General features: G+C 67.5%; 21 protein-coding genes and 2 pseudogenes. 12 read left to right on the plus strand and 11 right to left on the minus strand.

The window, feature by feature from the left end; genetic code table 11:
• The first annotated feature begins 71 nt into the window (after nt 1-71).
• The 5 genes and pseudogenes from ACIBCN_RS04640 to ACIBCN_RS04660 form a co-directional block, all read left to right on the plus strand.
• Nucleotides 72-1,703, plus strand: a complete 1,632-nt coding sequence (locus ACIBCN_RS04640) for an ABC transporter substrate-binding protein (protein ID WP_396990066.1) — start codon at nt 72-74, stop codon at nt 1,701-1,703.
• An 18-nt stretch (nt 1,704-1,721) separates the two neighbouring features.
• The gene (locus ACIBCN_RS04645) at nt 1,722-2,666 is read left to right on the plus strand and encodes an ABC transporter permease (protein ID WP_396990067.1); all 945 of its coding nucleotides are present in this window, start codon (nt 1,722-1,724) and stop codon (nt 2,664-2,666) included.
• Nucleotides 2,663-3,577: an ABC transporter permease gene (locus tag ACIBCN_RS04650; protein WP_396990068.1), complete on the plus strand. Its 915-nt coding sequence runs from the start codon at nt 2,663-2,665 to the stop codon at nt 3,575-3,577. The genes ACIBCN_RS04645 and ACIBCN_RS04650 overlap by 4 nt, the downstream gene beginning before the upstream one ends.
• A gap of 11 nt (nt 3,578-3,588) precedes the next feature.
• Nucleotides 3,589-4,461 (plus strand): annotated as a pseudogene (locus ACIBCN_RS04655) (ABC transporter ATP-binding protein); the annotation flags it as partial.
• Between the two features lie 603 nt (nt 4,462-5,064).
• A pseudogene (locus ACIBCN_RS04660) lies at nt 5,065-5,916 on the plus strand (ABC transporter ATP-binding protein); the annotation flags it as partial.
• A gap of 92 nt (nt 5,917-6,008) precedes the next feature.
• Here ACIBCN_RS04660 and ACIBCN_RS04665 read toward each other — a convergent pair.
• The 3 genes from ACIBCN_RS04665 to ACIBCN_RS04675 all read right to left on the minus strand — a co-directional run bounded on the left by ACIBCN_RS04665 (nt 6,009) and on the right by ACIBCN_RS04675 (nt 8,339).
• Nucleotides 6,009-6,416 carry a RidA family protein gene (locus tag ACIBCN_RS04665; protein ID WP_396990069.1) on the minus strand — a complete coding sequence of 136 codons (408 nt, stop codon included), beginning with the start codon at nt 6,414-6,416 and terminating at the stop codon, nt 6,009-6,011.
• 2 nt (nt 6,417-6,418) lie between these two features.
• A complete protein-coding gene (locus ACIBCN_RS04670; RefSeq protein WP_396990070.1) occupies nt 6,419-7,189 on the minus strand; it encodes an IclR family transcriptional regulator in 771 nt (256 codons plus the stop codon).
• Between the two features lie 106 nt (nt 7,190-7,295).
• Nucleotides 7,296-8,339 carry a sugar kinase gene (locus ACIBCN_RS04675; RefSeq protein ID WP_396990071.1) on the minus strand — a complete coding sequence of 348 codons (1,044 nt, stop codon included), beginning with the start codon at nt 8,337-8,339 and terminating at the stop codon, nt 7,296-7,298.
• A 105-nt stretch (nt 8,340-8,444) separates the two neighbouring features.
• Between ACIBCN_RS04675 and ACIBCN_RS04680 the strand changes: the two genes are divergently transcribed.
• The 6 genes from ACIBCN_RS04680 to ACIBCN_RS04705 all read left to right on the plus strand — a co-directional run bounded on the left by ACIBCN_RS04680 (nt 8,445) and on the right by ACIBCN_RS04705 (nt 15,441).
• A complete protein-coding gene (locus ACIBCN_RS04680; RefSeq protein WP_396990072.1) occupies nt 8,445-9,779 on the plus strand; it encodes an amino acid deaminase in 1,335 nt (444 codons plus the stop codon).
• A 13-nt stretch (nt 9,780-9,792) separates the two neighbouring features.
• Complete coding sequence (locus ACIBCN_RS04685) at nt 9,793-11,406, plus strand: amidohydrolase family protein (protein WP_396990073.1); 1,614 nt, start codon at nt 9,793-9,795, stop codon at nt 11,404-11,406.
• Nucleotides 11,403-12,026: a bifunctional 4-hydroxy-2-oxoglutarate aldolase/2-dehydro-3-deoxy-phosphogluconate aldolase gene (locus tag ACIBCN_RS04690; RefSeq protein ID WP_396990074.1), complete on the plus strand. Its 624-nt coding sequence runs from the start codon at nt 11,403-11,405 to the stop codon at nt 12,024-12,026. The genes ACIBCN_RS04685 and ACIBCN_RS04690 overlap by 4 nt, the downstream gene beginning before the upstream one ends.
• 10 nt (nt 12,027-12,036) lie before the next feature.
• Nucleotides 12,037-13,500 (plus strand): GntP family permease, encoded by a 1,464-nt coding sequence (locus ACIBCN_RS04695; protein WP_396990075.1) that lies wholly within the window; start codon nt 12,037-12,039, stop codon nt 13,498-13,500.
• A 482-nt stretch (nt 13,501-13,982) separates the two neighbouring features.
• Nucleotides 13,983-15,083, plus strand: coding sequence for an FAD-dependent monooxygenase (locus tag ACIBCN_RS04700; protein WP_396990076.1), 1,101 nt, complete (start codon nt 13,983-13,985; stop codon nt 15,081-15,083).
• A gap of 22 nt (nt 15,084-15,105) precedes the next feature.
• A complete protein-coding gene (locus tag ACIBCN_RS04705) occupies nt 15,106-15,441 on the plus strand; it encodes an NIPSNAP family protein (protein ID WP_396990077.1) in 336 nt (111 codons plus the stop codon).
• Here ACIBCN_RS04705 and ACIBCN_RS04710 read toward each other — a convergent pair.
• Both ACIBCN_RS04710 and ACIBCN_RS04715 read right to left on the minus strand, forming a co-directional pair.
• Nucleotides 15,414-16,394: a helix-turn-helix transcriptional regulator gene (locus ACIBCN_RS04710; RefSeq protein WP_396990196.1), complete on the minus strand. Its 981-nt coding sequence runs from the start codon at nt 16,392-16,394 to the stop codon at nt 15,414-15,416. The genes ACIBCN_RS04705 and ACIBCN_RS04710 overlap by 28 nt on opposite strands.
• Nucleotides 16,395-16,432: 38 nt before the next feature.
• A complete protein-coding gene (locus tag ACIBCN_RS04715) occupies nt 16,433-17,467 on the minus strand; it encodes a helix-turn-helix transcriptional regulator (RefSeq protein WP_396990078.1) in 1,035 nt (344 codons plus the stop codon).
• Between the two features lie 62 nt (nt 17,468-17,529).
• Here ACIBCN_RS04715 and ACIBCN_RS04720 point away from each other — a divergent pair, with 62 nt between their 5' ends.
• A complete protein-coding gene (locus tag ACIBCN_RS04720) occupies nt 17,530-18,021 on the plus strand; it encodes a pyridoxamine 5'-phosphate oxidase family protein (protein WP_396990079.1) in 492 nt (163 codons plus the stop codon).
• 107 nt (nt 18,022-18,128) lie between these two features.
• Here the strand turns inward: ACIBCN_RS04720 and ACIBCN_RS04725 are convergent, their stop codons facing one another.
• The 6 genes from ACIBCN_RS04725 to ACIBCN_RS04750 all read right to left on the minus strand — a co-directional run bounded on the left by ACIBCN_RS04725 (nt 18,129) and on the right by ACIBCN_RS04750 (nt 22,650).
• Nucleotides 18,129-18,815, minus strand: a complete 687-nt coding sequence (locus ACIBCN_RS04725; protein WP_396990080.1) for a Clp protease N-terminal domain-containing protein — start codon at nt 18,813-18,815, stop codon at nt 18,129-18,131.
• An 87-nt stretch (nt 18,816-18,902) separates the two neighbouring features.
• A complete protein-coding gene (locus ACIBCN_RS04730; protein ID WP_396990081.1) occupies nt 18,903-20,135 on the minus strand; it encodes an RNA polymerase sigma factor in 1,233 nt (410 codons plus the stop codon).
• Complete coding sequence (locus ACIBCN_RS04735) at nt 20,136-20,477, minus strand: YciI family protein (protein WP_396990082.1); 342 nt, start codon at nt 20,475-20,477, stop codon at nt 20,136-20,138.
• 13 nt (nt 20,478-20,490) lie between these two features.
• Entirely contained in the window at nt 20,491-21,066 is a 576-nt protein-coding gene (locus ACIBCN_RS04740) for a dihydrofolate reductase family protein (protein WP_396990083.1), read from the minus strand.
• Nucleotides 21,067-21,190: 124 nt separating this feature from the next.
• The gene (locus ACIBCN_RS04745) at nt 21,191-21,964 is read right to left on the minus strand and encodes an isocitrate lyase/phosphoenolpyruvate mutase family protein (RefSeq protein ID WP_396990084.1); all 774 of its coding nucleotides are present in this window, start codon (nt 21,962-21,964) and stop codon (nt 21,191-21,193) included.
• A complete protein-coding gene (locus ACIBCN_RS04750) occupies nt 21,961-22,650 on the minus strand; it encodes a hypothetical protein (protein WP_396990085.1) in 690 nt (229 codons plus the stop codon). The genes ACIBCN_RS04745 and ACIBCN_RS04750 overlap by 4 nt, the downstream gene beginning before the upstream one ends.
• Between the last annotated feature and the right edge of the window lie 22 nt (nt 22,651-22,672).

Below are 22,672 nucleotides of genomic sequence, written 5' to 3' on the forward strand. Positions count from 1 at the left end.
GCTAAGAGAACAATGTACAAAAAGAAACGGTGGTGGCGAAAAATGCAGCGTGTTGAAGTATGTTGTAGCGCATGCTCGTTCGCTCCACTCGGATGGCGGTCCTCGGTGTCGTCGCCGCCGTCCTCGCTGCCTGCGCACCGACGCAACACGCCACCGAGACCGCAACGCACGTCGACGATTACGGCACGCCCATAGGCACGCAGCCGGTGCGTGAGGGCGGTGATCTGGTGATGGGCCTGTCGAACGAACCCGACAAGCTCGATCCGACCACTTCCAGCTCGCTCTACATGCGCTACGTCATGAGCACGATCTGCGAGAAGCTCTACGACAACGATGCCTCCGGAAACCTGGTGCCACAGTTGGCCACCGCGCTGCCGGACATTTCGTCGGACGGGCTCACCGTCACCATCCCCGTTCGCAGCGGGATCCAGTTCGCCGACGGCACCCAGTTCAACGCCGACGCGGTCGAGACCAGCTTGCGGCGGCACTGGAAGATGGAAGGCTCCCAGCGCACCGGCGAGATAGGGCCGGTCGACGAGATCGAGGCCGCCGACTCCACCCACGTGGTGATCAAATACAAGGAACCGTTCGCGCCGCTCACCGCCGCGCTCGCGGACCGCGCCGGAATGATCATGTCGCCGGCCGCGCTGAAGGAGACGGATAAGAACTTCGGCGATCACCCCGTGTGCGTCGGCCCGTTCAAGTTCGTCAAGCGGGTCGCGAACACCTCGATCGCGGTGGCCCGTGACCCGCTGTACTACGACGCGAAGAACGTGCACTTCGATTCGATCACCTATCGGATCATGCCCGACGCGAAGGCCAGGGCGGCGAATCTGCGCTCCGGTGACATTCAGGTCGGCGACACGATGTCCCCGACGGAGATCGACGGGCTGGCCAAGTTGCCGCAGCTACGCGTGCTGCAGTCGGGCTCGTTCGGTTTCCAGGGCCTGTATCTGAATATCGGCAACGTCGACGGCGCGGGCAAACCGGTCAAGCCGATCAACACCGCCATCGCGCGCGATCCCCGGGTAAGGCTGGCGTTCTCGCTGGCCACAGATCGTGAGTCGCTGGTCAAGAAGGTGTTCAACAACTGGTACGACATCGCCTGCACGCCGATCGCGCCACGTACCTCGTACGCGACGCAGGCCAGTACCGCCTGCCCGCTCTTCGATCCGAAACGATCGAAAGAGCTGCTCGAGGAGGCGGGTGTGCAACTGCCGTACCCGGTCACGATGCAGGTCACCAACACCCAGGACTATCTCCAATACGCCGAAGCGTTGCGGGACAGCGTCGCGCAGGGCGGGTTCGACCTGCGGATCGTGCCGACCGAATACTCGGCCATGTTGGACGCGCAGAAGAAGGGCACCTACGAGGCACTGTTGCTCGGCTGGTCGGGCCGCATCGACCCCGACGGTAACACCGCACGGTTCATGACCACCGGCTCGAGCGGTAACTACAGCGGATACAACTCACCCGCCCTGGACGACATCCTCGGCTGGGCCGCACACAGTACGAGCGCCGCGCAACGCGGTGCGCTATATGAGCAGGCGGTGCGATTCATCGCGCGGGAAAACCCGTTTATCTACACCTACCGTCTGCGTAACTTGACCGTGCACTCGACATGGGTGACGGGCATCGAGGTGTACGCCGACGGCGCTGTGCGGCTCGGCAAGGCCGCGTTCGTCGCGGATCGGAAGGGCTGAAAATCCATGTTGCAGTATGTGTTTCACCGTCTGTGGCAGTCCGCTGTCACGTTGGTGCTCGCTTCGATCGTGATCTTCATCGGGGTGCGCGCGCTCCCTGGTGACCCCGCGACGGTGATGGCGGGCGAGCAGGCCGACCCGGCGGCCATCGCCGCGGTGCGCGCCGATCTCGGGCTGGACCGGTCGTTGCCGGTGCAGTACTTCGAATTCGTCTGGCACGCGCTGACCGGTGACTTCGGGCGGTCCATCCGCACCGGAACGCCGGTGATCGACATGATAGGCACCACGCTGCCGGTAACCGTGCAGCTCGCGGTGTACGCGATGATCGTCGCGGTGCTGGCCGGGGTGATCGGCGGTGTGATCGCGGCGGTGTATCGCGGTCGCTGGCCGGAGTGGGTCGCCAATGGCTTCTCGCTGGCCGCGCTGTCGGTGCCGACCTTCTGGGTCGGCATCCTCGCGGTGCTGTATCTGTCGGTGCAGCTCAACTGGTTCCCCGCCTCGGGGTACGTGTCGCCGTTCGAGCAGCCGCTGCGCGGCCTCTACTTCCTGACGCTGCCCGCGATCATCCTCGGCCTCGCGCACGCGGCGGTGGTGCAGCGCCAGACCAGGTCGTCGATGGTGGAGACGCTGACCGCCGACTTCGTTCGCACGGCACGGGCCAAGGGCCTCGGCCGCGGCGCGGTGATCTTCCGATTCGGCCTGCGCAACAGCCTGATCGTGGTCACCACGATCGTCGGGCTGCAGCTCGGCGGGCTCATCGCGGGCGCGGTGGTCACCGAGCGCATCTTCAGCCTGCCCGGCATGGGCAAGCTGACCCTCGATTCGGTGTTCACCCGCGACTACCCGGTGATCCAGGCGGTCATCCTGGTGATCGCCGCGTCCTACATCGTGATCAACCTGCTGGTCGATGTGCTGTACACGGTCATCGACCCCCGCGTGCGAGTGTCCGGGAGGGCGCAGTGACTATCACCGATACCCCGGCCGTCGAAACAACTCCCGGCGTCGAGAACAAGCCCCTGGAGACCCCGCCGCTGGCCGCCGTGCGCGGCCGCCTGCTGCGCCAGCTGTGGCACAACCCGCTCGGCATGGTCGGCGCGGTACTGCTGCTGATCGTGATCTTCGTCGGCGTGTTCGCGCCGCTGCTCGCCCCGTACTCGCCGAGCGAGGTGCACTTCTCGACCCCGTTCCAGCACCCCGGTACCGTCGGATTCCTTTTGGGCACAGACGATCTGGGACGCGACATCCTCTCCAGGGTGCTGTACGGCACGCGCGCCTCGCTCGAGGTCGGCGTGCTTTCGGTGCTGTGCGCGGTGCTCATCGGTGTGCCGCTCGGCCTGCTGGCCGGGTACTGGCGGACACTGGACATGATCCTGTCGCGGCTGTCCGACGTGCTGCTCGCGTTCCCCTTCATCATCCTCGCGGTCGGGCTGACCGCGATCAACGGCGGCGGGCTGGCCGACGCCGCGATCGCGATCGGCATCGCGCAGGTACCGATCATGATGCGGGTGGTGCGCGCGGAAACGTTGCGGCTCAAGGAAACGGACTTCGTGCTCGCCGCGAACACCATGGACGTGCCGTCCTGGCGCATCCTCGGTGAACACATCCTGCCCAACTCGCTGGCGCCGATCATCGTGCAGGCCACGGTGATCATGCCGACAGCGGTGATCGCCGAGGCGATCCTGTCGTTCCTCGGGCTCGGCATCAAGCCGCCCGCGCCGAGCCTCGGCATCATGCTGTCCGACGCACAGCAGTACCTGCTCCGCACGCCGTGGCCGGGCATCTTCCCCGGTGTGGCACTCGCGATCATCTGCTTGGGATTCAACCTCTTCGGCGACGCCCTGCGGGACGCGCTCGACCCGAAGACACGGCGCTGAAGGAGCCCGCAATGACAGAACCACTCTTGGAGATCAGTGATCTGCGGGTGTCCTTCGGCGCGGTGACCGCCGTGCACGGCGCGGACCTGGTCATCCAGCCGGGGGAGCGGGTCGCGGTGGTCGGCGCCTCCGGATCCGGCAAATCGACACTGGCACACTCGATCATGGGCCTGCTGCCCGGCTCCGGCCGGGTGACCGGCGGCAGCGTCAAGTGGCGTGGCGAGGACATCACGCACGCCGAGGAAAAGCGGCTGCGCGCGTTGCGCGGCAAAGAGATCGGGCTGGTGCCGCAGGATCCGATGTCGAACCTGAACCCGGTGTCCCGGGTGGGTCGTCAGGTGTCGGAAACCCTGCTGGCGCACAAGGTCTGCACCCGCGCCGAGGCGAAAGAGCGCGCCATCGAGCTGCTCGGGCAGGCCGGGTTGCCCGAGCCGGCACGGCGGGCGCGGCAGTACCCGCACGAGTTCTCCGGCGGCATGCGGCAGCGCGCGCTGATCGCGATCGGCCTGGCCTGCCGTCCGGCTCTGCTCATCGCCGACGAGCCGACCTCGGCGCTGGATGTGACTGTGCAGCGGCAGATCCTGGATCACCTGGAGAAGCTGACCCAAGAGCTCGGCACCGCGCTGTTGCTGGTGACCCACGACCTGGGGCTGGCGGCCGAGCGGGCGGACCGGGTGGTGGTGATGTCCGACGGGCGGATCGTCGAGTCCGGGCCCGCCCGGCAGGTGCTGACGGACCCGCAGGAGGAGTACACGCGGCGGTTGGTTGCCGCGGCACCGGCGCTGATCGCGCCGCGGCGGGCTGATCCGGTTGTGGTCGATGAGGTGCTCGAGGAGCAGGCCGCGGTCGGCGAGAACGGGTCTGCCGACGAGGTTGTCGACGACGCGGTCACTGCCGAGGTCGCGGACGACAAGGTCGTCGCTGAGCAGGTAGCTGACGAAACGGATACTGACGGTACGGATTCCGCCGCGAAGCTGGTCGAGGACAAGACTGCGGCGGAGGACAACGCTGCCGACGAGAAGGCCATCGACGAGAAGGCTGTCGATGGGAAGGTCGCTGTCAAGAAGGCGGCCAAGGGTAACGGCAAGGTGGTTACCGAGAAGGTAGTCGCCGACGAGGTCGAGGCCGAGGCCACTGCTGACAAGTCTGCTGGCGACAAGGGTGCCGACGAGAAGGTCGCTGCCGGGAAGTCTGACGACGTCGAGTCGGCCGACGCGGACGTTGTTGGCGACGTTGTTAACGAGAAGACGGTTGCCGAGAAGTCGGACGACAAGTCCACCGCCGCAGAGGGTGTTGTCGACGCCGCCGACCAGAAGGCAGCTGATGCGAAGGCATCCGACGAGAAAGCGGCCGACGAGAAGGCGACTGACGGCGAGGACGCCGCCACGAACAGCGCTGACGACGGGGCTGCCGAGGCGAAGGTGTCCGCCGACGAAGCCGCTGCCGACAAACCGGCAAATGCGGTGCCCGCCAACGATTCCGCGATCCTCGAGGTTTCCGGCATCAGCAAGGAATACCGGATCCGCGGTCGCGGTGGCGTGCTGCGCGCGGTCGACAACGTGTCGTTCACGATCACCCGCGGCCGCACCACGGCGATCGTCGGCGAGTCCGGTTCGGGCAAGACCACGACCGCGCGGATGGTGCTCGGCCTGGTGACCGCCACCTCCGGCACCATCAAGTTGAATGGTGTCGACATGGTCGGGCTGAGCGGTGCGCCGTTGCGCGCCGCGCGGCTCTCGATGCAGCCGGTGTTCCAGGACCCGTACGCATCGCTCGATCCCATGTGGACGGTCGAGCGGCTGATCGCGGAACCGTTGCGCGCCTTCGGTATCGGCGACAAGGTGGCCCGCCGTAAGCGGGTGGCCGAACTGCTGGAGCAGGTGGCGCTGCCCGCCGCGATGGCGCACCGGTACCCGAACGAACTGTCCGGTGGGCAGCGGCAGCGGGTCGCGATCGCCAGGGCACTGGCCATCGAGCCGCAGCTCGTCGTGTGCGACGAGGCGGTGTCGGCGCTGGATGTTCTTGTGCAGGACCAGATTCTGACGCTGCTGGCCTCATTGCAGGAGCGGCTCGGCGTCAGTTATCTGTTCATCTCGCACGACCTGGCCGTGGTTCGCGCGCTGGCGCACGAGGTCGTCGTGATGCGGGACGGCAGGGTGGTGGAACAGGGTCCGGTCGAGGATGTCCTGACCGCGCCCGCCGATCCGTACACCCGCCAACTGCTGGACGCGATCCCCGGCAGGGGTGTCGTCGGTGGCGGCGTGCCGGAGGATGACGACGAAGCAGGCGACGATGACGTGGCGGCCTCGGTCGATAGTGAATTGGCTGCGAAAGTCTAAGGGTCGCAGCCGAACCCAGGCCCCGCGTCGCGGCTGACTACGCGGCGCGGTCCAGCCGCCCCGACCCACTCGGTCGGGGCGGCTGCTTTGTACTACTCGGAGACGATCGCGACGGCGTCGATCTCGACGAGCATTTCCGCGCGCGGCAGTCCCGTGAAAACGGTGGTGCGGCTGGGCAATACGTCACCGGTGGTGTTGGCATCGACGAACTCGCCGTAGGCCTCGTTCATCGCGCCGAAGTCGTCGCGGGTGGTCAGGTAGACGCGCAGCATCACCACATCGTCGAACGTCGCCCCGCTCGCGTCGACGATCGCCTTCACGTTCTGCAGCGTGCGGATGGTCTGTGCCGCAACGTCGCCCGGGTACAGGTACTCGTTGGTGACCGGGTCCACCGGACCCTGTCCAGAGACCTGCACGAACGGTCCCTTGCGCACGCCCTGGGAGAACGTGTGCGCGGGTGCGGGCGCGTCGGTGGTGCGGACGGCGATCTTCTCGCTCATGGTCAGCCTTTCGTGGGGGTGGTCGCGCGGCCGGGGGTCCAGCCGAGCTCGGCGGAGATGGCGTCGGCCGCCGCGCGAACCCGCGGCAGTTCGGCCAGTACCTGATCGTGGTCGAGCAGCATGTCCGGCACCGACATGGAGACCGCGGCGACCACCGCGCCGGTGCCGTTGCGCACCGGGACACCGATGCAGTTGACGAAGCTCTCGTGTTCCTCGTGGTCTTCCGCATAGCCCAGTGCGGCAACCTTCTCCAGCTCGATCAGGTAGCGCTCGGGGGTGCGGATGGTCCGTTCGGTGAACGGGTGGAAGTCGATCTTCTCGGCGATGATCCGCCATTCCGATCGCGGCAGCGCCGAGATGAGCACCTTGCCGACGGCGGTGCAGTGCAGCGGCGCCGGGCGGCCGACCCGCGAGTACATCCGCACGCTCTGGGTGGCGTCGAGCTTGTCGATGTAGATGACATCGCCGGACTCGTAGGTGGCCAGGTGGATGGTCTGTTTGGTGTCGGCGTTCAAGGCGCTGAGGTGCGGTCGCGCGAGGGTGCGCACATCGCGCTGCTCCAGCGTGCGGTTGGCCAGCTCGAACAGCCGCGACCCGAGCACGTACCGGTGCTGGCTGTCGTGGGTGACGAAGCGCTGCGCCTCCATCGTCTGCAGCAGCCGCAACACCGTCGACTTGTGCACGCCGAGCTGGGTCGCCAGCTGATCCAGCGACCGCGAATCCTCGCCGAGCGCAACGAGAATGGTCAACGCACGCGACAAACTCTGACTCATGACTTCGACTCGCTGACTCTAAGGTGACGCCCGACTCCGCCTCGCTGGCGCTCAGCTCCGTCGTGCGCCAGCGCACTGTGTTGTTGATTCGTTCGCTTACGCTCACTCATGAGGCCACATCCTGAATGACACTGTCGTTGTAATGCAGCTCGGCCCAAGCATTTTCGTCCACGCTGACCAATCGCTCCAGTATCGCCGGGGCGGGCAGTACCGCGCCGTCCCCGGTTCCGGTCAATGCCGCCGCCGCGCAGAGATGCCCGAAACGCAACCGCTGCACGAGCGGTCGTCCGTGCAGCAGCGCCGCCAGATAGCCGCCGGCGAACGCGTCGCCCGCGCCGATCCGCTCGGTGATCTCCAGGCCGAGCGCGGGTACCTCGACGCGCTGGGTACCGGCAAATCCGGTGACCGTGTGCGCGTCGTTCTTGACGATCAGCTGCGCGGGTTGCGGGAACAGCGCGCGCAGCTCGTCGGCGTCGTCGGTGCCGAAGACCGCACCGGCCTCGTCGGCGCCCAGGAACACCACATCGCTGCCGCGGACGTGGCGCGCGAGCACCTCGGCGGCCAGTTCGCGGCGTCCGGCCCACAGCGCGGGCCGGAAGTTCAGGTCGAAGCTCACCAGCCTGTCGTCGCGGGGGAGGGCGAGCAGCGCCTCGGTGAGCCCGGTCGCCGACGCCGACAGCGCGGTGGTGATCCCGGTGAAGTGGATCAGGCGGCATTGCGCGAGCAACTCGGCCGCCGCGGTCGCCGCGAGATCGGCCGGGGACAGCGCGCTGGCCGCCGAGCCGGTCCGGTAATAGAGCATGCGGCTTGCCCGGTCGGCCAGATCGGTGGCCTTGCCCGATCCGCTGCCGCGCTCCTTCACGTACACCGCGGTCGGCCGGGCGGGATCGGTCACCACCGCCGACACGTCGACGCCGCGGGCCGCCAGGTGCGCGACCAGATAGCGGCCGAACCCGTCGTCGCCGACGCGGGACAACCACGCGGTGTCGACGCCGAGCTGGCGCAGCACGGTGGCCACGTTCGCCTCCGCGCCGCCCGCGGTCCGTTCGAAGCTCTCCGACTCCTCCAGCGGTCCCGGCTGCGCCACCAGCACCGCGAGTCCCTCGCCGACAGTTACCGCCCGTGAGCGGGTCGACGTAGGCCACGTCACACCGATCTCCCTCCTGTGCTTGCGGCCACCGGCCATCCCGTGCAGAATAACCACACGAAACACGATGCGCAACAAGCATTGCAAAATATGCAATAGCAATACGCTATGCATAATGAGGTGAATTCGCTGGGAAGGAATGCCGTGGCGATCGACGAAGACGTCGTAGCAGCACTCGGAGACCGGACGATCGGTCCCGAGCACAAAGGGCTGCCGCCCGCCGCCTGGGGTCGCACCGTGCGCGAATTCCTCGCCACCGCACCGAGTCTCGATCAGTTCGAGACGCCACTGCTGACCATCGACCGGTCCGCCGTCGAGGCGAACGTCGCCGTCATGGCCGATTGGGCGAATGCCGCGGGTGTACAGCTCGCGCCACACGGCAAGACCACCATGTCACCGCAGCTGTGGGCGCAACAGCTGGCCGCGGGGTGCTGGGGCATCACCCTGGCGACCATCTGGCAGGTGCAGGTCGCGCGTTCCTTCGGCGTCAGCCGAGTGCTGCTGGCCAACGCGCTCGTCGATCCGGTCGGATTGCACTGGGTGGCCGCGGAATTGGCGAACGATCCGGCCTTCGAGTTCGTCTGCTGGGCGGACAGCGTCGAGACGATCGAGCTGATGGACGCGCACCTGCGGTCCGCGCCGGGCTCGGCCAAGGTGCGGGTGCTCGTCGAACTCGGTGGGCCCCACGGTCGTACCGGCGCCCGCACCGTCGAGCAGGCGCACGCCGTCGCGGCCGCGGTCACCGGCGCGCAGCGACTGACCCTCGCCGGGGTGGGCGGCTATGAGGGCGCACTCGCGCACGACCGCACGGCCGGGGCCACCGACACGGTGCGGCATTACCTCGACGAACTCGCCCGCCTGCATCGCGAACTCGCCGCCGCCGGACAGTATCCGGACGGCGCGATCGTGACCGCCGGTGGCAGCGCCTATCCGGACCTGGTCGTCGAACGTCTGGCGAGCCTCGCCGATGAGCAAGGCGCGCAGGGAGTTCCGACCTCGGTGGTGTTGCGCTCCGGGGCGTACATCATCCACGACGACGGCTTCTACGCGGGCATCTCCCCATTCGCCGCGTCGCGCAGTGAGAAGCCGCTACGTTCGGCCATGCACGGCTGGGCCCGTGCGATTTCTCGCCCGGAGCCGGAATTGGCGCTGCTGGACGCGGGTCGGCGGGATCTGCCGTTCGACGAGGGGCTGCCGGTGCCGCAATGCGTTGCGGGACCCGAAGGTTCGGCGCTGGACCCGGCGGCGACGGTATCGGCGCTCAACGATCAGCACACCTTCCTTCGCCTGCCCGAGGGCACCGAGTTGGCGGTCGGCGCGGTGGTGCGACTCGGCCTGTCGCACCCGTGCACCGCCTTCGACAAATGGCGGCTCATCCCGGTGATCGATGACGCCGACGCGTCGTCGCCGCGGGTCGTCGACTTCCTGCACACGTTCTTCTGACGAGCCGATGACCATGACGGAGTTACTCTTTCGCGACATCGACATCATCGACGGCACCGGTGCGCCGAGCTTCCGCGGCGACGTGCTCGTCGAGCGGGGTCGCATCGCGCGGATCGCCGAGCCGGGCAGTATCGCCGGGGCCGACCGGATCATCGACGCGGGACCAGGCGCGGTGCTGTGCCCCGGCTTCATCGACATGCACGCCCACTCGGACCTGCACCTGCTCACCGAGCCGGGCCACTTCCCGAAGATCAGCCAGGGCATCACCACCGAGCTGATCGGGCAGGACGGGCTGTCCTACGCGCCGATCGACGACGCCACCCTCGCGGTGGTGCGACGCCAGATCGCCGGCTGGAACGGCAATCCCGGCGATCTCGACTTCTCCTGGCGCAGCGTCGGTGAGTACCTGGATCGGCTCGATCGCGGGATCACGCCCAACGCGGCCTATCTCGTGCCGCAGGGCACGCTGCGGTTGCTCGTCGTCGGCGCGGAGCAGCGTCCTGCGACGGTGGACGAGATCCGCCGCATGCAGGAGTTGCTCGCGCAGGGCTTGCGCGAAGGTGCGGTCGGCATGTCCAGCGGGCTCACCTATACACCTGGAATGTATGCCGACACCGGTGAATTGGCGGCGCTGTGTCAGGTGGTCGCCGAGTTCGGCGGGTTCTACGCGCCGCACACCCGGTCCTATGGCGCGGGCGCGCTCGAGGCGTACGCGGAAATGATCGAACTGGCTCGCTCCACCGGATGCGCACTGCACCTCACCCACGCCACCATGAACTTTCAGGTGAATCGTGGACGCGCACCGGAATTCCTGGCGCTGATCGATGCCGCGCGGGCCGAGGGCTGCGATATCACCTTGGACACCTACCCGTATCTGCCTGGCGCGACCACACTTTCGGCGCTGCTGCCGAGCTGGGCGATGTCCGGTGGGCCGGACGCCGCGCTGGCTCGTCTCGACGATGCCGAGACGCGGGCGCGAATTGCCGCGGATGTGAACGTGAACGGGTCCGACGGGTGCCACGGGGTGACCGTCGAATGGGAGACCATTCAGATCAGCGGCGTGGCCAACACCGAGCTCGACGGATACGTCGGCAAGCGGGTCGACGAGATCGCCGCCGAGCGTGGCATGGCGCCGGTCGAGGTGTTCTTCGATCTGCTGCGCCGCGATCAGCTCGCGACCAGCATTCTGCAGCACGTCGGGCACGAGGAGAACGTCCGCGCGATCATGGTGCACCCCGGGCACATGGGCGGCAGCGACGCGCTGCTCGCACCGGCTCGGCCGCACCCGCGCGCCTGGGGCACGTTCCCGCGTTATCTCGGGCACTACGTTCGCGAGCTCGGTGTGCTCGAACTCGAAGACTGCGTGCATCACCTGACCGGCCGGCCCGCCGATCGGTTGCGGCTGCGCGACCGCGGGCTCGTATTCACCGGGTACGCCGCCGATCTGGTGGTGTTCGATCCGGAAACCGTCGTGGACACCGCGACCTTCGACAACCCGAAACAGCAGGCGCGCGGCATCCGGCATGTGCTCGTCAACGGCGAGTTCGCCATCGAAAACGGCGCGCCGACCGGGACTCTCGCCGGACGTGCGCTGCGCATGGACGCTTCGCGGAAGGAGACATATTGAGTACCTCGGCCCTGCAGGTGATCCGCGCTGATCGCGTGCTGAGCGTGGTGCGTGCCCCCGAGATCCCCGATCCGGTCGCGCTCGCCGAAGCGCTTGCGTCGTCCGGTATCCGGGCGTTGGAGCTCACCTTCACCACACCGGGAGTGCTCGGCTATCTCGCCGCGGCCAGCGCCGCCGAGGGGGCCGTGCTCGGTGTCGGCACCGTACTCACCGGCGAACAAGCCAAGGCAGCCATCGACAGTGGCGCACAGTTCCTGGTGACCCCGGGGCTGCGTGCCGAGGTGGCGGAAGTCGCCGCGCAGCACGACATTCCGGTCGTGATGGGCGCTTTCACGCCGAGCGAGGTGCTGACCGCGCTGGATCTCGGCGCGGCCGCGGTGAAGATCTTCCCCGCCAGGGCGCTCGGCCCTGGCTATCTGAAGGACCTGCGTGGTCCGTTCCCTGACGTGGCGCTCATCCCTTCGGGTGGCGTCAACGCGGGCAATGCCGCCGAATTCCTGGCCGCGGGCGCGGTTGCCGTCACGGCCGGAACCGACGTTGTTGCCCCTTCCGATGTCGCGGCGGGCCGCTGGTCCGAAATCGCTTCGCGTGCGGCATCGTTCGTTCGATCCATGAATTGAGAGGTCCACCATGGGCGCCGTTGATTGGCTGCGCACCACTACCCCGGGGCTTTTGGTGCTCTGTGGGCTCGCGATCGCCGTGTTGCTGTTCGCCATTATCAAGGTCAAGCTGGAGCCGTTCATCGCGCTGCTGCTCACCGGACTAGCGCTGGCGCTCGCCGCCGGGCTACCGGTGTCGAAGATCGTCGGCACGGCGATCAAGTCCGGTGATTCCATCCTGGAGACCGGCTTCGGTGGCATCCTCGGGCACATCGCGGTGATCATCGGGCTCGGCACGGTGCTCGGCGCGATCCTCGAACGGTCAGGTGGCGCCGACGTTTTGACCGGCAAGCTGCTGAACCTGTTCGGCGAGCGCGGCGCTCCGGTCGCGATGGGTCTGCTCGGGCTCATCTTCGGCATCCCGGTGTTCTTCGACATCGGCATCTTCGTGCTCGCACCGCTGATCTACGTAGCCGCCAAGCGCGGTGGGCGTTCGCTGGTGCTGTACGCCCTGCCGATGCTGGCCGGGTTGTCCATGACGCACGCGTTCCTGCCGCCGCACCCGGGCCCGGTCGCGCTGGGCGGCCTGCTCGGGGTCAGCCTCGGCTGGCTGATCCTGATGGGATTCGTCTGCGGTATACCGGGATTCGTGGCCGCGGGCATCGTCTGGGGTAGCTACATCGGCAAGCGCATCCAGATCGAGGTGCCCGACGAGTTTCTCGTCAGCAAGGACGAGGATAAGGAGCCCGCTCCCGATGAGGGGGAGCGGGGTTCCGACGGTTCGGGTGGCGTCGCCACGAAGCGGCCGGTGACAACGGCACCCCCGTCGGTCGGGCTGATCGGCGCGATCATCGCCATCCCGCTGGTGCTGATCCTCGGTGCCACCTTCGGTACTCAGCTGCTGGACAAGAACTCTCAGCTGCTACAGGTGCTGACGTTCTTCGGCACGCCGGCGGTGGCGCTGCTCATCGCGGTGCTCGTCGCCTTCTACGTGCTCGGCGTGCGCCGCGGGTCCACCGTGCAGGAACTCAGCCAGCTCACCGCGGAATCACTGCGGCCGGTCGGCATGCTGCTGCTGGTGGTCGGCGCCGGCGCCTTCTTCGGAAAGGTCATCTCCGCCACCGGCATCGGCACCGCCCTCGCCGACACCATGTCCGCGGCAGGCCTTCCCGTAATAGTCCTGGCCTACATCATCAGCTGCGGTCTGCGCATCGCCCAGGGCTCGGCCACCGTCGCCATCGTCACCACCGGCGGCATCGTCGCCCCCCTGGTAGCCACCGGCGGCTATTCCCAAATGTCGATCGCCCTGATCGCCATGGCCATCGCCGCGGGCTCGATCATCCTCAGCCACGTCAACGACGGCGGCTTCTGGATCATCGCGAAGTTCTTCAACATGTCCGTCAAACAAACCCTGCAAACCTGGACCGTCCTCGAAACCATCCTCTCCATAGTAAGTTTCGCGGTAGCGGCAATCCTCTTCGCCATCGTCAGCTGACTGTGCGCCCCCAGTCACTGCACCTGTGCAGTGACTCGGGGCCGGTGACGTTCCAGCGGGGTGGGCAAGGGCCGCACACCGATTGTGTGAGCCGCACACGGCGTGTACTGAGTGTGTGGCTCACACTGTGGGTGTGCGGGTTCTGATCCCGGATCGGCGCCGCTCGATGCGGGCAGATTTGGGCCGTTCAGGTTCTCGCAACGGTGACAGGACATCTCTGATACTGACCGGGGGTGTCTCACTGGCAAGGTCGCGCTTGAGTCGTTCGGCTTCGGCGGGTTCTGCGTACGAGTCGCGCTGCTCGAGGTGGGAGGCGTAGCGCTGTGTCTCGGAGAACAGTGTCCAACGAGTACTCGGGTACCGACCAGCCGAGAGGGTGGGCGGGGTGAGGCGCGTGGGGGGTTGGCACGAGACGGGCGTCATACTCGCGGACCTGGTTGCGGCTTTACGCTCGTGACTATCTGAGAGTGAGGGGTCGCGGGATGTCCAAGGCGGTCGTTGTCGGCGGTGGAATTGGCGGGTTGGCCACTGCTATCGGGTTGATTCGGTGCGGGTGGGAGGTGGAGGTGCTGGAGCGGGCGGCCAGGATCGAGGAGGTGGGGGCGGGGATTTCCTTGTGGTCGAATGCGCTTCGCGCGCTGGACGCGCTTGGTGTCGGTGATCAGGTGCGGGCTCGGGCTGTCGACGACGGGGCGGCGGGTATCCGGGATAGTAAGGGGCGGTGGATTTCTCGCGTCGATACTGAGACCATCCGTGCGCGGTTCGGCAATCCGATCGTGATGCATCGTGCCGATCTGCTGGATATCTTGCACGCGGCGCTTCCGGAAGAGGCACTGCGCACCGGCATTTCGGTGAGCGAGGCGCGAACCGACGGAACCGTCATCCACTCCGCCGGGACGTCCACGGGCGACCTGGTTGTCGGTGCCGACGGCCTCCGCAGCGTGGTGCGCCGTGCGGTCTGCGGCGACATCACACCTCGCTACCGTGGCTACTCCGCCTGGCGGCTGGTGGTCGCGCCCGCGCAGCCGATCACTGAACTCGGCGAATCCTGGGGCCGCGGTGAACGGTTCGGCTTCGTGTCATTGTCCGACGGTCGCGTCTACTGCTTCGCCGCCGCCACTATGCCCGAGCGCACCCCCAGCGGCGGCCTGGCGGAACTACGCCGGCGCTTCGGCACATGGCACGACCCCATCCCGTCCTTACTCGCGTCCGCCGAAGAATCGGCCGTCCTCAAACACGACCTGTACGACCTACCGCCTCTGAAAACCTATGTCGCCGAACGCATTGCCCTCATCGGCGACGCTGCCCACGCGATGACCCCCAACCTCGGCCAGGGCGCCTGTCAAGCCTTGGAAGACGCCGTAATCCTCGCCCGAGTCGCCACCGAAGACACCGACCTGACCAGATATGACCAGGAGCGCAGACCCCGCACCCAAATGCTCGTCACCCGATCCCGCCGCATCGGCACCATGGCCCAGCTATCGTCGCCCCCGCTTGTCGCCTTGCGCAACGCGGCATTACGCCTGATCCCCGCATCAGTCCAAGCCAATTCCCTTGCGCCAGTTCTCGACTGGACCTGCTGACAGCGGCATCGTGATCTACCGAATGCGGATCTATCGGGCCGTCGAGGAGAATCTCGCGGTCTTCCATGACTTCTTCCGAACTCACCTGCTGCCGGTGCAACTGCGGCACGGGGCGCGGCTGGTTGGTCGGTGGGAGACGCAGGATGGGCGGGTTGTCGCCGTGTGGGAGTACGACGATAAGGAGGCGTATCAGCGGATCCAAGCCGCAGTTGCAGCGGACCCGGCGACGCGGCGAGCGCAGGAGGCTCGACGGACGCTTCCTCCGCTGTTCACCACGCGGGAAGAGGTGTTCATGCGGGCGGCACCGGAAGGGTTGGCTGGCGGCGATGCCTATGAATCGTCAGATGGCGGTGGGTAATTGGTTAGGGCGCGGTGGCAGCGGGTGGCTTGGGATCGGAGGGCGGTTACTAGTTCTGGGGGGCCGGTCAGGAGGGTGAAGTCTAGGTCTATCGCGGTGATCATCCAGACGAGGGCGTCGGGGGTGTCGGCGCCTACCTGGAGGTGGCAGGTGTTGGCGTCGATGGGTTCCAGGGTACCCATGCCGGGCCAGACGTTGGGGGTGGCGGTTTCGGCGGAGGCGTGTAGGAGGACGGTGGCCCGGTACGGCCAGGCGCGGGTGGAGAGTTGGTGTGAAAGATAGGTTGCGACATCACCTTCCGGTGGTTCGCGCGGGTCGAAGCGGGGACCGGTGGGGGTGCGCGGGGTGATGCGGTCGGCGCGGAAGGTGCGCCAGTCGGTGCGGTCGACGTCCCAGGCGACGAGATACCAGTGGCGGCTGAAGTGGACGAGGGTGTGCGGTTCGACCGTGCGGATGGTTGCGGCACCGCTGTGGGCGCGGTAGTCGAAGCGGAGGCGTTCGTGGCGTTGGCAGGCTTCGGCGACGGCCATCAGGGTGTCCGGTTCCACCGCGGCGCCGGGAGTACCGACTCGGATGGTGGCGCCGCGCAAGGTGCGGACGCGGTGGCGGAGTCTCGAGGGCAGCACCTGCTCCAGTTTGGTCAGTGCGCGTAGCGAGGATTCCTCGATGCCCGCCACGGTTCCGTCGGACGCGCTGCGCAGACCCACCGCCACCGCGACGGCCTCGTCGTCGTCGAGCAGCAGCGGGGGAAGCGCCGCGCCAGCACCGAGTCGGTAGCCGCCGGTGCCCTGGGTGGCATGCACGGGATAGCCGAGTTCGCGCAGCCGGTCGACATCGCGACGCACCGTCCTACCGGTGACCCGCAGCCGTTCGGCGAGCTCGGCGCCGGTCCAGTCACGATGTGTCTGCAGCAGGGCGAGCAGTTGGAGCAGGCGCGCCGAGGTCTCCAACATGTTTCCCAGCATGGCAGGTCCTTAGGAACGCAACAGTCCTAAGTGCGATCCCCGGATACATCCGCACAGTGCGGCGAGTCGGTGTGCGGAAAATCAGGAGGTGTGCGGCTGTTGTAGCGCGCGTGCATCCGTCCTGCGGTCTCCGCCATGCGGGCACGCAACTCCGGCGGCTCGAGTACCTCGCAGTGCTCGCCTAACGGGAGGATGGCGTGGGCGAGGACCTCGTACGACTCCGACGGGAGGGTCAGTTCGACCCACCCCTCCGAGTCGGGCTCGGTAGCAGAAGCCAGCGCCTCGGCGACCGCGACCGGCCCGTGCCACAACCGCAGCATGCGCAGATGGGTGACGGGCATTCGGCACCGAGCGCGGACGCGAAGCATGGACACTGCGAAATCGTCGGCCGCCGTGGACCAATGCGCGCTGAGGTCGAAATCGGTGGGGCGGGTGAATGATTCGCCGGTCGGTTCGGCGGAGATGATTCTGCTGACTCGGTAGGAACGGACTGCCGCGCCGTCTTGGGCCACCAGATACCAAGTGCCCGCCTTCATCACCAGTCCGAGTGGGTCGAGGCGGCGGTCGACGACCTTGTCTTTGCGGCCGTACCGAACCCGCAACCGCCGGTCGTGCCAGAGCGCGTCGGCGACGATATTCAGGGTGGGCGTCTCGTCCGGTGGGCGGAACCAGCCGGGTGCGTCGATGTGCACCCGCTCGGCGATTCGGGTTGCGCGGCCACGTAATTCGGGTGGGAGTGCGGCGAGGACCTTGAGCTGGGCGGTGGCGAGCACGGTGCCGAGGCCGAGATCGGCTGCGGCGCCGGGCAATCCGGCGAGCAGTACGGCGTCGGCCTCCTCGGTGGTCAGGCCGGTCAGCCTGGTGCGGTAGCCGTCGACTAGTTGCACGCCGCCCGCGCGGCCCGGCTCGCTGTACACCGGCACGCCCGCCGCGGACAGCGCCTCGACATCCCGGTACACGGTGCGCACCGACACCTCGAGCTCCTCGGCGAGCTCGCCGGCCGTGCACCGCCCGCGCGTCTGCAGGATCAGCAGCAACTGCAACAGTCGACTCGCGCGCATGAGTCGAGATTAGCCAGAAACCTTGACACAAGATGTCAAGGATTGCTCGTACTGTCGAGAACATGACCACTTGGAGCGAATTCACCGCAGAGGCGCCGCACATCTCCGAGCTCTTCGTGCGCAGGTACACCGCCACCGGCTACCTGTGCATGCTCGGCACCCTCCGCTCGGACGGGTTCCCGCGGATCAGCCCGGTGGAACCGCGGATCTTCGAGGACATGCTGGTGATCGCGGGCATGCCGGGTACGACGAAGTTCCGCGACCTGGCCCGCGACCCGCGCTTCTGCCTGCACACCGCGACCGTCGACACGAAGGTCAGCGACGGCGACGCGAAACTGTTCGGCACCGTCGTCGACCTTCCCGACAAGGAGGTCCATGTTCGATTCGCACAGCAACTCTTCGATGACATCGGATTCGACATTCGAGGTCAGGAGTTCGACCACTTCTACATCGCGGAGTTGAGCAGCGCCTCGACGGTCGAGGTGATCGACGACCATCTGGACATCACGATCTGGAAGCCCGGTCAGGGTGAACGGGTGGTGCGTAAGCACTGAGTGGGAGCGGGCACAGTGCGCACATTCCATGCCGCTGCGCACGAAATTGCTGGCTGATTCGTGCGCGGCGGGCAAATTTGTGCGGCGCAGGACAATCGGCGAGGCGGTTACTCCTCGCGTGGCAGCCGGTTGCGTACCTCGGTAGCGAGTTGTTCCGGCTCGATGCCGAGTGCCTGCAGCGCGGACCGCACGACCTCGTCGTCCGGCGCGAGGAGCCCGAGCAACAAGTGCCCGACATCGACTCTGTCGCTATTGGATTTACGGGCTTCGACGTCGGCGCGCGCCAACGCTTGCTGCGCTCGCGTCGTGAAATGCGGGGTGACGATGGTGGCGGCTCGATAAGTCGAGGCGGCACGCAGTGCTCGCCGCAGCTTCTCGTGCGTGAGGCCGAGGGTGGTGACGGCGGTGCCGACAGGCGTTTCCGGGTCGTCGTCGGCGGTGCTGGTGAGCGCGAGCAGGATGTCGCTCGGCTCGATGTGCACGTGTTCGAGCCGCTGGGCTTCGCGCAGGCTGTTCTCCAGCGCCTTTCGCGCCTGTTTGGTGAAGGGGATGTGCCCTGACAGGCCGTGCTCCGCGGTCCCCGGCGTGAGCGCGATCTGCGCCCGTGCCGCGGCCGGTTCGATTCCCAGCTCGGCCAGTGCGCGTGCGGTGGTCGCCGCGGATCCGATCTCGCAGGCGCGCAGGATGGCGAGCAGCATGTGTTCCGCGCCGATATAGTCGTGGCCGCGCTCGCGCGCCTCTTCTTGGGTCAGCACGATGACCCGGCGAGCTTGATCGGAGAATCTCTCGAACATAGCGACCCCCTTTCGGCCGTTGGCCGCTGGTTCGATGGTAGTCAACATTGCCGAACGGCTGGTCGATATGCGGTGTCGAGTCGGCATTCAGCGGCGGTCGGTCAACGATTCGCGGCGGCGAGTGAGAAAGGCTTGTTCGGCGGCATTCTCGGTGCGGGCGATCGCCGCGTCGAAGGCGGCCGCGGCTTCCGTTGTGCGGCCGAGGCGTTCGAGCAGGTCGGCTCGAATCGCGTGGTACAGGTAGTACTTTTCGAGATCCAGAGCGTCGAGCAGGTCGAGCGCGATGTCGGGGCCGTCGACCTCGGCGACCGCGACGGCCCGGTTGAGCGCCACGATCGGGCTCGGTGTCAGCGCCGTCAGCTGGTCGTAGAGCCGGACGATCTGCGGCCAATCGGTGGCCGCCGCGATCGGCGCGTCCGTGTGCACGGCGTTGATCGCGGCTTGCAGCTGGTACAGACCAGGTTGGTTGCGGCGCAAGCACTCTCGCACGATGGCGTGGCCCTCGCGGATGCGCTCACCGTCCCACCGGCCTCGGTCTTGTTCCGGCAGCGGCACCAGCGATCCGTCCGCGGCGGTGCGGGCCGGGCGGCGGGCCTCGGTCAACAGCATCAGGGCCAGCAGCCCGGCGGCTTCCGGCTCGTCCGGCATGAGTTCGGTGAGCAGCCTGCCGAGCCGGATCGCCTCGGCGCACAGGTCGGCCCGGACGAGCCGGTCGCCGGAGGTCGCCGTGTGCCCCTCGGTGAAGATCAGATAGATGACCGCGAGGACGGCGTGCAGCCGGGCCGGGAGGTCGGCGTCAGCGGGCACCCGGTAGGGAATGCGGGCGTCGCGGATCTTGCCCTTGGCGCGGACAATCCGTTGCGCCATAGTCGTTTCCGAGGTCAGGAAGGCACGGGCGATTTCGGGGGTGGTCAGCCCGCCGAGCAGTCGCAAGGTGAGCGCCACCTGTGCGGTGCGGGCGAGCGCGGGATGGCAGCAGGTGAAGATGAGCCGTAGGCGGTCGTCGCGCACCGCGCCCTCCTCCGCTGCCGGTTCGTCGTCGGCGTGCAGCAACACGGCCTGTGCGTGGCGGTCCGCGCGGGAGGCTTCCCGGCGCAGCCGATCGATGGCCCGGTTGCGTGCGGTCGTAATGATCCAGCCGGGCGGGCTCGGCGGCAGCCCGTCCGACGGCCAGCGCTGCACGGCCGTGGTGAACGCGTCCTGCACCGCGTCCTCGGCGACACCGATATCGCCGAAGACGCGGATCAGGGCGGCGACCGCACGGCCGTAGTGTTCGGTGAACACTGCCTCGATGACCGCGGTGGTCACGGGTGCGCCCATCTAACTGTCCCGCAGCGGCCGGACCTCGATCGGCAGCGTGATCGCCGCGGCCAGCCTGCGACCCCACTCGAGGGCCTCATCGAGATCGGCGGCCCGGATGATGGTGAACCCGCCGATATGTTCCTTGCCTTCGACGTAGGGGCCGTCGGTGATCAGCACGTCATCGCCCTTGGCGTGCAATACGGTCGCGGTGCTCGGGGCGTGCAGGCCGGCCGCGAACACCCATGCCCCGGCGGCCTTCAGGTCGGCGTTGACCGCGTCGAGGTCACGGATGATCTCGTCGATATTGTCGGGGACGCCCTCGCCGTCGGGCTGGTAGATGCTGAGCAGGTATTGCTTCATCGTTTTGTCCTCCTCATCCGGGCTGGTAGGTGGCGATGATGACACCGGTGGTGGTCGGGGTGCTCGCGACGAGCCGCAGATCGCCGAGCTCGACGCCGTCGAACAGGCGGCGGCCGGTGCCGACGACGGTCGGGTTGATCAGCAACAGATACTCGTCCACCAGATCGTGTCGCATCAGCGATCGCAGCAGATCGCCGCTGCCGAGCACTACCAGATCGAGGTCGCGCCGCAGCTCGGCGATGGCGGAGATAGCGTCGACGGGCAGCAGCGTGGAGTTCTGCCACGGCAACGGCTCGGTGAGAGTGCCTGAGGCCACGTACTTCTGGGTTTTGTCGAGCACCTCGGTAAACGGATTGCCGGTCTGATGCGGCCAGTATCCGGCGAAATCCTGGTAAGTGCGCCTGCCGAGCAGCAGCGCCCCGGGTGCGCCCGCCAGATGCTCGCCCATCGCCTCGGCCTGCACCGGATCGCTGAACGGCTGTGCCCAGCCTCCGAGCCCGAATCCGCCCCTGGTGTCCTCGTCGGCCCGGCCGGGGGACTGCATGACGCCGTCCAACGTCATGTGCTCGACCGCGGTGATCCTGCCCATGTTCGCTCCTTCGGTAAGGCCGGTCCAGTACCGGCTTCACCAACTACACGAACGCCTGACCACCGAATCGACACCTCCGCGAAAACTTTCTGCCGGCACATCGACTGCGGGTGACCATGTCCGATCAGTCGGTGAGGGCCTGGATTTCGGTGTAGGGCGGTGCGGCGTGCGGGACCGGGGTGTCCTCGCGGACCGCGCGGGCGGTATCGACGGCCACGGCCAACGCCGTGCGATACAACAGCGAGCCCGTGCTGACCCGGCGGACACCGAGTGCGCCGAGTTCCGCGATGGACGGACCGGTCGGCGAGTACAGGATGTTGACGGGCAGCGCGATCGCGTCGACGAGCCGGGCGATGCCGTCGGGATCGGTCAGGCCGGGTACGAAGATGCCGTCCGCGCCCGCGGCGGTGTACCGCTCGGCGCGGGCCAGCGTGCGGTCGATATCGTCCTGCACCCAGTACGTATCGACCCTGGCATTGAGGAACAGCTCCGGCACTCGATCCTTGATCGCGGCGATCAGCTCGGCCTGGTGATCCGGTTCGGCCAGTGTGCCTTCCGCGCGACCGTCCTCCAGATTGATTCCGGCGATACCCAATTCGGCCAATTCGGCCGCGTATTCGCCTACCGCGGCGGGACTTTCGCTGAAGCCGCCCTCGATATCGACGGTCACCGGCACCGGCAGGCGTGCGAGCAGCCGGGCCAGCGTCATGGTCGCCGCGGCGGTCACACCGGTGCCGTCCGGCAGTCCCGCCGCGACCGCGACGCCGAGGCTGGTGGTGCCGATCGCCGGAAACCCTTCGGCCGCAAGGACTGCCGCGGAGCCGAAGTCCCAGGCGTTCGGCAGGACCAGCGGCTGAGCGCCGTGATGTAGTTCGCGGAAGAGCTCGGTCTTGTTCATGCGGATCCCTCGACGATTCCGGTGGCGATGGCGATGGCGTGTGCTTGTCCGGGGCAGACGTGCGGTCCCGCGCCGAAACCCAGTCCAGGGTGCCGCATGTCGAGCTCGACCACCTCGCCCGCGACGACGCGTCTGGTCGAGCGAAGCGGCGGGTTCTTGTCCATGGTTCGCGCGATGATCTGCTCGGCGGTGCCTGACATGGTCGACTGCCGGGCGTTGTCGACGAGGGCGCCGGTTGCCGCACAAGCCTGAACCAGCAGGCAGATTCGGGCTGCCGTGGCGTCGTCGGCGACACCGCCGCAGGCCGCGACCAAGGCTTTGACGGCCTCGTCGGCCGCGGCGTTGTCCGGCTCGTACGGCTGATAATGCGCGGCGACCAGCGCTACGGCGTCGACGGAAATGTCTTGTAGTCCAAGGGCTTCCGCTAATGCGCGAACATGGGGCAGCGGTCCGTGGGCGGCGCGTGCCCGCTCGCGCAGGTCGGCGGGGGAGAGCCGGTCGAGGTCCGCGGTGACCAACGCGCGCAGCCGCTGGTGCTCGGCTCCCGTGTGGAAGCGCGGCACGTGGGCGCGCAGCCACGCGAGGCCGACCGGCGCGTCCACCGCGGGCACGGCGGGCACCGGTGCGCCGATCAAGGTGGCGCGCACCTGATCGGGGTCGGTGATCAGGGGAACTGTCCGATTCATGCCGTGACCGTAACTCCGGGAT

The organism is Nocardia sp. NPDC051052 (assembly GCF_044456045.1).
In the GTDB taxonomy this organism is placed as follows: Bacteria; Actinomycetota; Actinomycetes; order Mycobacteriales; family Mycobacteriaceae; genus Nocardia.